Genomic DNA, 13,467 nt, shown 5'->3' with positions numbered 1-13,467 from the left:
AATGTAAGATTTCACCACCAGTTGTCCGTCAGCAACGAGGCGCCCTCTCTCTTGCTTCTATTGGTCTGCAGGCTTATATAGCCGCATGCGCTTTTCGCAGCTCTTCCTGCAATCTGGCAATAGGTACATGAACCGGCTCAACCTCAGTCAATACCGCTAAAGCTGCCACTGTTCCAGCCGCCTGTCCGGTTGCCATACAGCTAGGGGTCAGGCGAGTTGTCGCGAGTGCCTCGTGTGAAGTCGAGATGCATCTCCCCGCCGCGAGCAAGTTGGGCACATTATGCGAGAGCAGGCAGCGAAGCGGAATGTCATACGCGCCATCACCTGAGATGAAAGCAGCTGTTACCCCTTTTCCGGATGGGTCATGGATATCGATGGGGTAGCCACTGCGTGCTATAACATCGCTGTGCTTCCGCCCCTCTATCACATCTTCCTTCGTCAGTGAATAATGGCCGACAATCCGCCGCGATTCCCGTATGCCAATTTGCGGAGCAACTGCCGAAATGGAAGCCCGCTCAAAACCGGGCACATCGCGCTGCAGAAACTCCGCCACCATCAACACCTGCCGGCGCCCCTCCTGTTCAGCAAATGTCAAATCCTCAGCACTGGTCGCATCCAGTCCCTGCACTCGTGTACAGTTAATCAATACCTCATCCTCAGCTGGCCCCGTAAAAAACAGTACCTGATCGCGGTTAATTGGCAAATTCGCCTTCTTCCAATGGGAATAGAATCCGCTCACACCGGTCAGCGGCAGACCCGGCAGCTCTGCAAAAGGCGTTTTTTTATAAAAGTCCTCCGGGTAGTTCATCATATATTGCTTTACTTTATCCAAATTAACACCGCGCATCCTGAACTTCATCGTCATCGGCTGGACCTGATGATCCTGGGCACGCCCATGCAGTGTTTCTGCCCCGGATAGGTAAGCGACGTCCGCATCACCGCTCGTATCAACAAATACTTTGGCACAGACTTCCGTTCTGCCAGACTTATTTGTTACATGTACAGCCTCAATAACGCCTTCCCTCACCACAGCCTCGTCCACAATGCTGTGTAGCAGCAATTTGACGCCAGCCTCGCGCAGCATATCTGCCGCAACCACCTGATAAATTTCCGGATGATAAGGCGTCAGCGTATGAACGAAGCCCACCGTATCCCTAAGATGGCCCGGCGAGCCTCCGCGCTCCTGCAGCCGATCTACAATTTCCTGTGCGATGCCTTTGATGACCTGCTCGCCGCTATTGGTATGGAACGTCATCCATGGATATACCATTGCTGCCGTAGACATGCCGCCAACAAAACCGTAACGTTCGATCAGCACGGTTCTCACACCTTGCCTGGCTGCGGCAATGGACGCTGCTATTCCTGCTGGCCCCCCGCCAACAACGACAACATCTGCTTCTATTCTATTATTCATTTTATTCTTCCTTTCGATGCTGCCTCTTATTCCTTCAAGCCAGTCATGGCTACCCCTTCAATAAAACGCCGCTGTGCCAGAAAAAAAACGATTAACAGCGGTACCGTTGCCATTACGGTCGCACTCATCAGATAATGCCAGGATGTGCCGACCTCATCCGTAAATAGCGACAGACCTAGCGGAAGGGTCATTAAATCACGCGAATTAATGAAGATAAGCGGGTCAAAAAACTCATTCCACACCGTTACGAATGTGAAAATCGTCAAGGTCGCCAGGCCAGGCTTGGCAATCGGCAGCATAATTTGCGCATAAATTCGGAATCGGTTACAGCCGTCTATCATCGCTGCTTCTTCCAACTCCGTCGGCACCGTGATGAAAAACTGCCGCATAACAAAAATTCCGAACACTCCACCCGCCCCGAAGATCGGCAGCAGTATAAGTGGCAAATGCGTATCAATCCAATTAAGCTCACGCATGAACAGAAACAACGGAATCGCCGTTACCTCATGCGGAATCATCATCGCGCTGAGCAAAACCAGAAACACGATATTTCGGCCCTTGAACGGTATTTTTGCAAACGCATAGCCGGCCAATGAGGCGAAAAACACGGTGCCTAGCACAACTATAAACGCAATATATACACTATTGAAGTAAAAGCGTTGGAACGGGATCAGCTGAAAGACATCAACATAGTTTTGCAGCCGGAATGCAGTCGGGATCAGCTTCGGCGGATAGGTGAAGATATCCTGCGGTTCCTTGAAGGAGGTAGACAGCATCCACAGAAATGGTACGAGCATAATAAGCGAGATGAAGCTTAAAATGCTATAAACGCCCAGCAGCGCCAGCGGCTTGCGAATGCCTGCATCAGGTGTCGCTTTCATTGAACACCCACCTTTTTCTAAGCTGCCATTGCAGCAGAGTCAACACAAGCACCACGAAGAACAGAATGAACGCCAGAGCTGATGCATATCCCATCTGAAACAATTTGAATGCTTTTTCCCATATATAATACACCAGAACCTTCGTACTGCCGCTAGGTCCTCCTTGTGTCATGACATAAATTTGGCCAAATACCTTGAGAGAACCGATTATGGTCATAACGACGGTCAGAAACACGGTAGGCGTTATCATAGGCAGCGTTACATTAAAAAAGCTTTTGGCCTTGCCCGCACCATCCAGCATCGCGGCTTCATACAATGAGCGTGGCACCTGCTGAATGGCAGCAATAAAGAGCACCATGTTCAAGCCCACATTTTTCAGAACGCTGGTTACAATAACCGATGGCATTGCCAGCTTCTCGTCGTACAGCCACGCCGGTCCTTTAATATCCAGCAGCAGTAACACCTGATTAATAAGCCCCGAATCCGTTGCGAACATATATTTCCAGACAATGGACCATACGATAAGAGATGTCATGACCGGTACAAATATCGCTGTTCGGAACAGCCCGATCCCCTTGAAGCTTTTGGATAAAAGCAGTGCTAGCAGCAGTGCCAGCACAATATTAAACGGAACAAGGCCCACTGTAAAATAAATGGTATTCCCAAATACTTTCCAAAATAAATAATCTGTCGCAATATTCCAATAATTATTAAGCCCGATAAAGTGGTGCTCGCCAAGCAGCGGCCAGTCCATCAAGCTCATATAGAGCGCCTGCGCCATCGGAAACAGCAGCAGTAAGGTAAAACCGAGTACCATTGGAGAAACAAACAGCCAGCCCGCAATTTGCGCCTCCCGGACAAGCGGCCCTCTTCTTCGTTTTTTGCCCACTTCCTTCATTAAGGTAACACCGCCTTCTAGCTCAATCTGTCCATTGCATTACGGAACTCGCTTACCGTTCTCCGCAGCTGGTCCTCCGTCTTCCCGACAACAATGGCACCCAGCATAACCGCACTAACACCAGCATTGCGCAGCACCGCTACATCGCCGGGTACAAGCCGCCGCTGTGAAGGAATAACAACCGGAAGCCCCGAATGCTCTACCAAATAGCGATATTTCATCACATCTGCAAAGCTGAGTGGTGTCCCATATTCGCTTCCCGGCACAACCGAAGCTTCCAGAGCGGTAAAGCCGAACCGCCCTGCGGTCTGGACAAGAGTGAGATCATAATGTTCATTGATTGCAAACGTACGGTCAAGACCTTGCTCCTCCAACATAAACGAAGGAAGATGATGTGCATAAATAGAATAAAAATCAAAGCCCAGAGGAGCCAGTCTTTCCATGTCCTGTCTGGATACACCTTCAAGGCTGCCACCCGGCACAACACCGAATGGCCCGTCAAATTTTTCCCGAATGCTGCGGAATACCGCCTCGTATTCGTCGAGTGAACCAAAGTGCGTGCCGCTTGCACGATGGCCCACATTGACATGCACTTTCAGTGCGTCAGCGCCCTCATCCAGCGCAGCTTGAGCCAGCGCCGCATCATTGGCGGGCAGGCTGATGAACAAGGATAGCTTATGCTTGTTGAACCTCTCCTTTAATTTCCCCATTTCAGTCCACTCCCTTGAACTTTTATTTGTGGAGCGAGGCGGCCCGTCAGACGGGCCGTCCACCCCTTATACGGCTGCTTATTTCAGAATAGCGTCAACTTCCGTTTGCATTTTTGCCAAGTTTTCCTGCGTGCTCCCCGATCTGCCGAACAGGCGGTCGAAGCCTTGCAGAACGGCGTTGTCGATGTCCTGCCAGCGAATATGCCCCGGAAGCATGCGGGCCTTCGGCATTTCGTCGATAACAGCCTGAATAATATGCTCTACTGGAGGGTTGTTCGGCTGATTCAAGAACACATCCGAATGAAGCACTGAGGTGCGTGGCGGGACAAAGTACGTCGCTGTCGCCTCCATACCGGTCTGGCTAGCGAAATATTTCAGAAGCTGCTTCGCTTCCTCAGGGTGCTCACTGTCCTTGAACAGCGTGTAGCCTGCCTGTCCAAGCATCGGCACACTGCCCAGCGTGCCGGACGGCATTGGCGCTATGCTCCACTCGAAGTTCGTAATCTCTCTTGCTTTCGATACATAGCTATAATTGTCAAAGAACATCCCAACGTTGCCCGCATCAAAGCTGACCTGCTCGCCAGCCTTCGGATGAGACTGGTCGGTGAACATCATGCGGCCCAGCATATCGAACGTTTCCAAGCCGTACTGGTCATTCCAGGTGAAGGCAGTTAAATCTGTGTTGAACGGTCCGCTGCCATTGGACCAAGAATAGGAGGACAAAATCGCCCATGTTTTCCAGTCGCGGAAAAAGTTCGCGCCATAGATGCGGTTTTTTGCATCGCTGCTTGAGATCGCCTTGGCGGATTGCTCGAATTGTTCCCATGTCCATTTGCCTTCTGAGGCGAGCATATTTGGGTCTATTAATTTCGCTTGATCAAACAGCGTCTTGTTATAAAACATAACCACAGGTGGCGTCGAGAAAGGCAAGCCCAGCAGCTGCTCGCCGTCGCGGAAAAGATCAAGGGTGCTTGGAATGTAGTCGTCCAGCTTGAAATCCGCGTCATTTTTAAATTCGGAAACATCCGCCAATATACCGTTTGCCTTGAACTGCGGAATCATCCGCTCAGATACCCATGCGATGTCCGGCAGCGTTCTGCCGGCTGCCAGCACTGAAATTTTCTGCTGATACTCGGCGAACGGCACGGATTCCATCACAACCTGAATACCCGGGTTCTCCTGTTTGAAGCCATCAATGAGCTTGCTGTAAACATCCATATGCCCCTGATTGCCCCACATTAAATACTTTAATTCGATGTCCTCCTTCTGCTGCGTGCCGCTGTTTACAATGTTGCCAGAGTTCGTGCTGCTGCAGCCGACAGCTATTACAATCAGTAAAATGGTCATGAGAGCCAGGCTCGCTTTTTTCATATAATCCCCCTTAGCAGTCATTAGTTTGTATTTCCTAATCAAGTATAGCGGTGGATATTACCATCCTTAAACCATGTAAATTACAGAAATGGTGCGTTTTATTCATATGTTTCGTTATCATTTCTGACCTTAAATGTTGGAGTCGCTAAATTGATCGCGATATTCGCCTGCTGTCTGCCCTGTCTGCTGCTTGAATACAAGCATGAAATGCTTCGGGCTTTGATGTCCAGACAGCCGTGCCACATCATAGATTTTCAGCTGCGTATGCTTGAGCAGCCACTTCGCCCTTTCAATGCGCACCTCCAATACATATTCCGAATAATTGACCCCCGTCTCATTCTTGAACAACTGGCTCAAATACGCTGCATTCAGGCTCACCTGGGATGCGACGGTTTGCAAGCGCAAATCACCATCGATATGCAGTTTTACATACTCCCTGACATCGCGAATAATTTTCCGCGTATCCCCACCACTCTCCATCTGTTCCTGATCTGCGGCTGCTAGCAGCGAAGAAGAAACACCGTACTTTCGATCCAGAAGCAGCTTAGCCTTACTCATCGCAGCTACAAGCTCGTGCCGTTCAACCGGCTTCAGCAAATATTTAAATACGCCATATTCAATCGCCTTTTGCGCATATTCAAACTCCCCGTAGCCGCTCAAAATAATAACAACCAGCTCCGGATACATTTGTTTCACCTTTCCCATCATCACCAGCCCGTCCATCTCTCTCATCCTGATGTCGGTGATCATGACATCGGGCAAATCACACTTCAAATAAGCAATTGCCTCACTGCCGTTCGCAGCCTCCCCCGTCACCTCAAACGAATGTACCGACTGATGGATCAGTTCCCGCAAGCCATGGCGTATAACCATTTCATCCTCTACGAGTAAAACCTTATACATCCTGCCCAGCCCCTGTCTCTTAAAGTGGGATCGTAATCGTAACCGCCAAGCCCTGTCCCGGGCTGCCATCCACCGTAAGGCTACTGCCCTTGTCATACATAAGCACGATGCGTTGGAATATATTGTTCAGCCCCAATTTATCCTGATCGCTGAGCTGCAACGACTGATTGGCCGGCTGCTTGCATATCGCCTCGTTCAGCTTCTCAATTTCCGTCTCACCCATTCCTTTGCCGTTGTCACGCACCGTAATAAGCAGTTCATCCTCGAAACGCAGGGCAGAAATCCAGATGGTGCCCCCCTCTTCTCGGCCATCTATGCCATGATAGACTGCGTTCTCAACCAGCGGCTGCAAAATAAGCTTCGGCATGAGGCAGTCCTTCACCCCATCTTCAATTTCGTACAGTACCTGCAGCTTCCCGCCATATCGGATCTGTTGAATGCGCACGTAGGAATCTACAAAATGGATCTCCTCCCGAAGTTGAATCTGTCTGTCCACCTTATCGATGGTGTATCGAAGCAGTTTGCCGAGGGCGGTCACCATATCAGACACCTCGGCATGCTTACGCTGAATGGCCATCATATTAATCGACTCCAGCGTATTATAAATAAAATGCGGATTAATTTGGCTCTGGAGAGCAGACAACTCCGCTTCCTTCTCCCGCATGCCGAGCACAAATACCTCGTGGAACAGACGATTGATTTCCTCCATCATTTTGTTGAAGCCGCGTCCAAGCTGACCGAACTCATCATTGCTTAGCATCGTTACTCGCCTATTGAAATTCCCCTGCTCGGCTCTGGACATCGCTTGCTTCAGCTCAATGAGCGGCCTTGTAATACGATAGGACAGCAGCACGGACAGCACCGTGACAATTCCGACGCAAAAGACAGCAAACCATAGCGTAAAAGTCATCATTTCACGCGACTCCTTCTGAATAACGGCGAGCGGTGTCAAGCTGATAACAGACAACCCTGTATAGGAAGAATGATGCTGCACGAACAAATAGTCGCGGCTGCCTAGCTTTTTCTTTTGCCTGTTCCTCAGTTCCTGCAGCTGACCATCCTTTAACAACTCGCCATAGGCCGAAACGCCGCCCTCCTCCACCCGCTCGAATATTAATCGCTGCCGGTCATCGACAATTAAAAGGCTCGCCTCCTGCTCAAAATTCAGGTTCGATAAAATTTGGCCGAACGCCTCCACCTTGACGTCAATAATAATGTAGCCTAACCGCGCAAGCGTTTTAGGCTCCCGAATAATTCTGGCCACTGATATATAAGGCTCTGAGCTTGGGCTGCTGTAATAGGACGGTTCATGAGGCGGGATGATTATCCATTCCCCATCTGATTGATTAAGATCCGAAAACCATGTATCCCGCCTGCTGTCCCATACCGCATCGGCCGACATCGCATCTACGTTCGAGAATAAAATGCCGCTGTTGCTGATTAAATGAATGCCGCGAATTTCAGGGCGGTTGTATGCTTGCCCGGATGTATACAGCTTCATTTTCAAATAATCGTCAGATAGCGCCCATGTTCCCGAGCCCATCGGCCCGTTGTATTTCGCCAGAATGGACAACACCATCTGGTCATACAATGGCATAAGCGATAATCGTTCCAGATCTTTCAGCAGACGGTCAAGATTGGCGTTAATCTGCTGAACAATGTCGATGGTAAATTGCTCCGTCTTGTGATTAACCGTCGTTGAGAAATGACGGTACGTCACTATTCCCTGCAGGCTTAAAGGAAGTAAAATAAGCACGGTGAATAGGAGCAGCAGCTTGGTACGCAAATTGCTTTCACCTAGATGACCCTTGAACCACTGATGCAAGATTGTCTACCCCCTCTCGCGAAATGATATGTCCTCATTATCTTATTTGAAGTTTATAAACAAAAAAACCACGCCTGTTAGACATGGTAATTAGTCATGGTATAGTTGCTTGCTTTTGGGGCGAACTGTTGACCTGATTGCTGTCAGCCATTCATTTTCCAGTGCTGGTCAAGCTCACTGCCCGAATAACGGGGAGGCTAGCAGGATCGCTGCAATAAAGACAAGCTGCAGCACGGCGCGGAACGGAAGCTTTGGCACAGGCCTGCCGCCGATCGTCATTTTTTCGCGAGCCGCATATATATTGGCCGGGAACATGGCGATGAGCATCAACGTCAAGCCTATAGAAGCAGCTAGTGAAAAAGCGGGCAGGCATACACCGATTGCTCCGGCAATTTCCAGCCATCCGGTTACAGTCACGATCCATTCTTTTTTTGGAAAAGCAGGCGGAACCATACGTATGAGATCATTTCTCCGTTTGCCCCAATGAGCGGAAGCGGACAGCAGAAACATAACCGCTACCGCTCCCTGCAAGGATGTATGCCAATCATCGAAATAGGATATACCCAGCAAGCCAACGATTCGGAATAACAAAAAAGATGCGACAAGGGCTATAAATGGCGCCATTATGACTCCTCCATATCAACTAAAAGCTTTTTGCAATCATGAGATAAAGCCTATGAAAATCATTGTTTCTTCAGGATGCCAGCCATAAAGTCCGATATCTCTTTCGCTGCAAGTGAGACTGATGATAAGGGAAAGGACGCCCGGACACGCAGCCCGAACGACAGCAGAACGAACAATTCTGCCGTAATATCTGGATTCACTGTCTCTACAATCACCCCATGCTCCTGCCCAGCAAATACAGAAGAACTTTGTTCGTCACTTCATCACTGTCTTCCAACCCCGCAAGGTTTTTGGAGATGATATGCATCGGTCCTACGAACGATTTATCTGTAGTTTTTGCAACTTCGGCGATAAAATGCTCATTGATAGCTTCGAGCCGATCCTGAAGCACTTCGATTATATAAACCGACCATCGGTTTGTAAATAGAGAAAATGAGCTAGTTCATAAATTAGCGTATTTCCTCAAATCACCTTCCTTTTCTATAAAATAATGGTTTATTTCCAGTCGTTGACTTGAATACTCTGCCAAAATGCGTCACGCTTCCGAAGCCTACCTTCTTGGCAATCAGGTTGACCTTCATCGACGACTGCTCCAAAAGCTTTTTCGCCTCCTTGATCCTGACGCTGTTCAAATACTCTACGAACGTAAAGCCCGTTGCTTCTTTAAAAAAACGGCTTAAATAATAGGGGCTGACATAAAATTTTTCTGCTAGCGGATGAAGCGACAGCTCCTGCATATAATGGCTGTTGATATAGCGGACAACCTCCGAAATTCTTTCATGCATAGGGCTTGGCGATTCTAGAGGCTCTATGCTGTTTTGTCTAATATGCCGGCAGCAAACGAGAAGCAGCTGTAGAACCAAAGTCTGCGCATACATCTCGAAGCCAGCCTTTTTATCCTGAATCTCCTCGATGATACGATTGGAAAGCGCTCCGATGGAGAGCCTGTCCTGCAAAGAGCATTTAATGATGATGTACTCCTGCTCAAACAGTGGCTGCAAAGTGTCCATATAGGAACCATTAGCCGAAGCCATGTTATGCTCATGAATATTAATAATGAGCCGCTCATGCTGGGGCGTTTCCGTATTGGTGGTCCGATGCAAAATATTTGGAGAGATGATGATTACATCCCCTTCGTTGATCACCATCGTCCTGTCCTTAATAAAAAATTCCCGTTTACCCGACATCAAATAAAAAATTTCGTACGTACTGTGAAAATGGCTGGTTGGCATATGGTGACTTAGCGCCTTCCGGTGGGATACCAAAAAAGTCCCATCACTATTTTCAAATTGAAAATCTCCCATCCAAAGCTCCACCTCTCATCTCCGTATGTCATTTTATTATACGCCTCTGCTTATTTCCTGCAAGATATAAGAAGAATGAAGGCATTTTCGCAAAAAATGTACATTTTCCTCTGTTAAAATAGGCTTAATACAAGAAGGAGGAATGAAGCAAATGAATACTTCAGATTCCCATGTTAAGACCGAAAACATATGGCAAGAGACACTTTCCCCCATTCAATGGGCAGAGAAGGCCTGCGAAGCGTTAATGTCCAAATTTGAGCCGGAATTGCTTCCGCCGGACCGGTTCCACTATCATCAGGGCGTGTTTCTGTCGGGTATGGAGAAATGCTGGCAGCAAACGAAGAAGGACAAATACAATGATTATATTAAACGGTGGGTAGATAGCCAGATTCTCGCCGATGGCAGCATTAAGAAGCACAAGCCCGATGAACTGGATGATATTCAGCCTGGTGTTCTTCTCTTTAGATTGTATGAGCAAACGGGCGACGAACGGTATAAGAAAGCTTTATACACCCTTGTTCCCCTATTAAAATCATGGAAAACGAATCCTTCGGGCGGCTTTTGGCACAAGGAGCATTACCCGAATCAAATGTGGCTGGACGGGTTATATATGGCGGGCCCGATTGCCGTCCAGTTTGGCCAAACCTTCGGCGAAAGCGACTATTTTGATCGAATGACCTTCCAAGCGCTTTTGATGGCAAAACACACCAAGGATCCGAAAACCGGCTTGCTGTATCACGGGTGGGATGAAACGAAGGAAGCAGCTTGGGCTGACCCTGTTACAGGGCTAGCTCCAGAGTTCTGGGGCCGAGCGATCGGCTGGTACCCGGTCGCCTTGCTGGAAATGTTCGAATACCTTCCCGAGAATCATAAAGATAAAGCAGCATTAGTCGCTATTCTACAAGACCTGCTCATCGCGCTGACTAACTTCCAAGATGAGGCGACTGGTTTATGGTATCAGGTTGTAGACAAGCAAGACCAGCCGGATAATTGGCTGGAAAATTCCTGTACAGCGCTGTTCGTTCATGCCATTGCCAAAGCGGTGCGATTCGGCTATCTGGATGCCAAGTATATGCAATATGCTTGGAAGGGCTATCAGGGTGTTATTGATACGCTGAAGCTTGATGAGAACGGCAACGTCATCATCGGCCAGATCTGCATCGGTACAGGGATTGGCGACTACGCCCACTATATCGCCCGTCCTACCAGCGAAAATGATCTGCACGGCGCAGGCGCTTTTATCCTCATGTGTGTGGAAATGAGTCTGGCGGAAAAGATTGGTCAATAATACAAAAAAGCTGGAGCCTCTTTATGGGCTTCAGCTTTTTGATGGTTGAAAATCATTTATGCTCCCGAGGCAGCGGAAACGACCTCTTGGTCTGTTCCGTCTGGTTATGGTTAATGGCCTACAGGATAGCTCCGCGATCCGATACGATTTTCGCTATGGCGATGTTGATGCTGAGCATTTTCCGTTTGCCACTTGGCGAAAGCTGTCCAATCTAAGCATGCAGTTGGACCAACGGGATTTGATTGCCTATGGCGATCCTCTCGGCGAACCTGGACTTCGAGTAGAAATCGCCAATTATTTGTACAGCTCTAGGGGAGTAAATTGTTCACCTGATCAAATCATGATTGGAGCTGGCGTTCAATATTTGCTCGGCGTGTTATCCCGCTTAATAGGCGGGGCGAACAACGGCATGGCGATGGAAGAGCCGGGGTATGACGGGGTTCGGACGATTTTTTCGCATCATGGTTTTCATATCTACCCCATTCCTTTGGAAACGGATGGGCTAAATATACGTAAGCTTTATGAAAGCAAATCCCGCATCGTGTATATTACTCCGTCCCACCAGTTTCCCTATGGAATGGTCATGCCGCTCCCCAAGAGAATGCAATTGCTGAAATGGGCAACCGACCAGAATGGGATCATTATCGAGGACGATTACGATAGCGAGTTCAGATATGTCGGCAAACCGATCCCTTCCCTGCAGAGCCTCGATACCCATCATCGCACGGTTTACTTAGGGACATTTTCAAAATGCCTGCTCCCTTCCCTGCGTATTGCCTATATGGTTCTGCCTCAGGAGCTAATAGAGCTGCATGGTAAACAAGACTACCGATTATACGACCAAACGGTATCACGTTTTCACCAGAAAACGTTGGAGCTGTTTATGAAAAATGGACATTGGGAGGCGCACATTCGCCGGATGCGCAATGTATACAAGGAGAAGCAATTCACGCTGATTTCAAGGATTCAGCAGTTGATGGGCTCTCAAGTAACCATAATCGGTCAAGATGCCGGACTTCACATTTTATTGCGTATACATAATGGAATGGATGAACAAAAGCTGATTGCTACTGCAGAGGAGGAAGGCATCAGAGTCTACCCTGTATCTCCCTTTTGGGCACAACAAGCTGAAGCTGAGAAATCCATGGTGCAGATCGGATTCGGCGGTTTGAGCAAGGAGGATATAACAGAGGGAGTTCGTGCGCTGCATCGTGCTTGGTTTGGGATAGGTTAAACCGCGTGAATGCAAAAGTGTAAAATGGACAAAATATGGTGAAGCTGCAGCTCTGGAAAGTGGAGCCTTGCATTGTATACTTAGTCTAAATTTGTATATCCCTTTTGTTGTTTGTGAGGAGCTACAACATTACAGGGATATTTGCCAGGAGGGAACTACGTGGAAGTTTTTGCAGAGTATTTAGCTCAGATAGATAACCCGAAGCATCGAGCTCGAACGGAAGAGGTTTTGGCTTGGGTAGCCACGAAATTTCCAGATTTAATGCCAAAAATCGCTTGGAATCAGCCTATGTTTACCGATCACGACACATTCATTATTGGCTTTAGCATAGCTAGGCAGCATTTGGCTGTGGCCCCTGAAAAGGTAGGCATTACTCATTTTTCTGATGCAATTGTGCAGGCTGGCTATGATCACACCAGTCAGTTGGTACGTATCAAATGGGATAGTCCGGTTGATTTCTCATTACTTGAGAAAATAATCGATTTTAATATTTTGGATAAGGCAGACTGTTCCACTTTTTGGCGGAAATAAAAATAGGATAGCCCTTCATACGGCTTCGTCCCAGACGGATCGATAGGTGAGCGGAGCTCCGTTAATTTCACAATGCGATCCCTGCTGAAATAAATGAGCGGTTAATTTCTGTGACCCCATGTTCCTTCTATAAATGACCATCCCACCCGCTCCCCGTCAAAAGCCTTAGTCAGGCTTGATATCCGATGACTTCCGATCTAACTTGGATAATTCACCGTCTTTGTGTGCAATTGTTTCATTCACTTTTATCTACCCCAAAAACGCACACGTGCACACTTCAAATTAGGAGTGTGCACGTGTGCGTTTAAATGCTTGGTGAAGCCTAGGGGATGTCCGAATCCCGCGCAGACCCCTTGATAAATCTTTATGCTGGTATTCATTACTTTTGGAGTAATGAAATACCCAATGTTAGGACTCCTGTAGAGCGTTAATTTTGCGTTTTGCATAAAAACGAGCGCCTCCAGTAAGATGGGGTAGTCACGGG

Annotated in this window: 13 protein-coding genes; 3 read left to right on the top strand and 10 right to left on the bottom strand. The window is 48.2% G+C overall.

Annotation, left to right across the window (positions count from 1 at the left end; genetic code table 11):
- Positions 1-73: 73 nt before the first annotated feature.
- The 10 genes from WH37_RS17405 to WH37_RS17360 all read right to left on the bottom strand — a co-directional run bounded on the left by WH37_RS17405 (position 74) and on the right by WH37_RS17360 (position 9,930).
- Positions 74-1,414 carry an FAD-dependent oxidoreductase gene (locus WH37_RS17405; RefSeq protein ID WP_046231901.1) on the bottom strand — a complete coding sequence of 447 codons (1,341 nt, stop codon included), beginning with the start codon at positions 1,412-1,414 and terminating at the stop codon, positions 74-76.
- 26 nt (positions 1,415-1,440) lie between these two features.
- Positions 1,441-2,211 (bottom strand): carbohydrate ABC transporter permease, encoded by a 771-nt coding sequence (locus WH37_RS17400; RefSeq protein ID WP_414811924.1) that lies wholly within the window; start codon positions 2,209-2,211, stop codon positions 1,441-1,443.
- Between the two features lie 67 nt (positions 2,212-2,278).
- Positions 2,279-3,193, bottom strand: coding sequence for a carbohydrate ABC transporter permease (locus WH37_RS17395; protein WP_046231899.1), 915 nt, complete (start codon positions 3,191-3,193; stop codon positions 2,279-2,281).
- 17 nt (positions 3,194-3,210) lie between these two features.
- Positions 3,211-3,903, bottom strand: coding sequence for a hypothetical protein (locus tag WH37_RS17390; RefSeq protein WP_046231898.1), 693 nt, complete (start codon positions 3,901-3,903; stop codon positions 3,211-3,213).
- Positions 3,904-3,981: 78 nt separating this feature from the next.
- Positions 3,982-5,274 carry an ABC transporter substrate-binding protein gene (locus WH37_RS17385; protein WP_046231897.1) on the bottom strand — a complete coding sequence of 431 codons (1,293 nt, stop codon included), beginning with the start codon at positions 5,272-5,274 and terminating at the stop codon, positions 3,982-3,984.
- A gap of 129 nt (positions 5,275-5,403) precedes the next feature.
- Positions 5,404-6,177, bottom strand: coding sequence for a response regulator transcription factor (locus WH37_RS17380; RefSeq protein ID WP_046231896.1), 774 nt, complete (start codon positions 6,175-6,177; stop codon positions 5,404-5,406).
- Between the two features lie 19 nt (positions 6,178-6,196).
- The gene (locus WH37_RS17375) at positions 6,197-8,002 is read right to left on the bottom strand and encodes a sensor histidine kinase (protein WP_046231895.1); all 1,806 of its coding nucleotides are present in this window, start codon (positions 8,000-8,002) and stop codon (positions 6,197-6,199) included.
- Between the two features lie 174 nt (positions 8,003-8,176).
- Positions 8,177-8,626, bottom strand: coding sequence for a DoxX family protein (locus tag WH37_RS17370; RefSeq protein WP_046231894.1), 450 nt, complete (start codon positions 8,624-8,626; stop codon positions 8,177-8,179).
- A 59-nt stretch (positions 8,627-8,685) separates the two neighbouring features.
- Entirely contained in the window at positions 8,686-8,841 is a 156-nt protein-coding gene (locus WH37_RS35620) for a hypothetical protein (protein ID WP_156182331.1), read from the bottom strand.
- 252 nt (positions 8,842-9,093) lie between these two features.
- The gene (locus WH37_RS17360) at positions 9,094-9,930 is read right to left on the bottom strand and encodes an AraC family transcriptional regulator (protein ID WP_046231892.1); all 837 of its coding nucleotides are present in this window, start codon (positions 9,928-9,930) and stop codon (positions 9,094-9,096) included.
- A 151-nt stretch (positions 9,931-10,081) separates the two neighbouring features.
- Between WH37_RS17360 and WH37_RS17355 the strand changes: the two genes are divergently transcribed.
- The 3 genes from WH37_RS17355 to WH37_RS17345 all read left to right on the top strand — a co-directional run bounded on the left by WH37_RS17355 (position 10,082) and on the right by WH37_RS17345 (position 12,983).
- Entirely contained in the window at positions 10,082-11,218 is a 1,137-nt protein-coding gene (locus WH37_RS17355) for a glycoside hydrolase family 88/105 protein (RefSeq protein WP_046231891.1), read from the top strand.
- A gap of 58 nt (positions 11,219-11,276) precedes the next feature.
- Positions 11,277-12,452, top strand: coding sequence for a MocR-like pyridoxine biosynthesis transcription factor PdxR (pdxR, locus tag WH37_RS17350; protein ID WP_231594269.1), 1,176 nt, complete (start codon positions 11,277-11,279; stop codon positions 12,450-12,452).
- Between the two features lie 159 nt (positions 12,453-12,611).
- Entirely contained in the window at positions 12,612-12,983 is a 372-nt protein-coding gene (locus WH37_RS17345) for an iron chaperone (protein ID WP_046231890.1), read from the top strand.
- The last annotated feature ends 484 nt before the right edge of the window (positions 12,984-13,467 follow it).

Source organism: Paenibacillus algorifonticola, assembly GCF_000971975.1.
GTDB lineage: Bacteria > Bacillota > Bacilli > Paenibacillales > Paenibacillaceae > Pristimantibacillus > Pristimantibacillus algorifonticola.
Note: the sequence above shows the minus strand (reverse complement) of the source record. Positions and strands in the feature narration are given on the sequence as shown.

Coding starts and splice junctions, on each gene's coding strand:
- pdxR (WP_231594269.1), top strand. CDS start 11,277: ATGCTCCCGAGGCAGCGGAAACGACCTCTTGGTCTGTTCCGTCTGGTT.
- WH37_RS17360 (WP_046231892.1), bottom strand. CDS start 9,930: ATGGGAGATTTTCAATTTGAAAATAGTGATGGGACTTTTTTGGTATCC.
- WH37_RS17380 (WP_046231896.1), bottom strand. CDS start 6,177: ATGTATAAGGTTTTACTCGTAGAGGATGAAATGGTTATACGCCATGGC.
- WH37_RS17390 (WP_046231898.1), bottom strand. CDS start 3,903: ATGGGGAAATTAAAGGAGAGGTTCAACAAGCATAAGCTATCCTTGTTC.
- WH37_RS17405 (WP_046231901.1), bottom strand. CDS start 1,414: ATGAATAATAGAATAGAAGCAGATGTTGTCGTTGTTGGCGGGGGGCCA.
- WH37_RS17355 (WP_046231891.1), top strand. CDS start 10,082: ATGAATACTTCAGATTCCCATGTTAAGACCGAAAACATATGGCAAGAG.
- WH37_RS17385 (WP_046231897.1), bottom strand. CDS start 5,274: ATGAAAAAAGCGAGCCTGGCTCTCATGACCATTTTACTGATTGTAATA.
- WH37_RS17370 (WP_046231894.1), bottom strand. CDS start 8,626: ATGGCGCCATTTATAGCCCTTGTCGCATCTTTTTTGTTATTCCGAATC.
- WH37_RS17400 (WP_414811924.1), bottom strand. CDS start 2,211: ATGCTCGTACCATTTCTGTGGATGCTGTCTACCTCCTTCAAGGAACCG.
- WH37_RS17395 (WP_046231899.1), bottom strand. CDS start 3,193: ATGAAGGAAGTGGGCAAAAAACGAAGAAGAGGGCCGCTTGTCCGGGAG.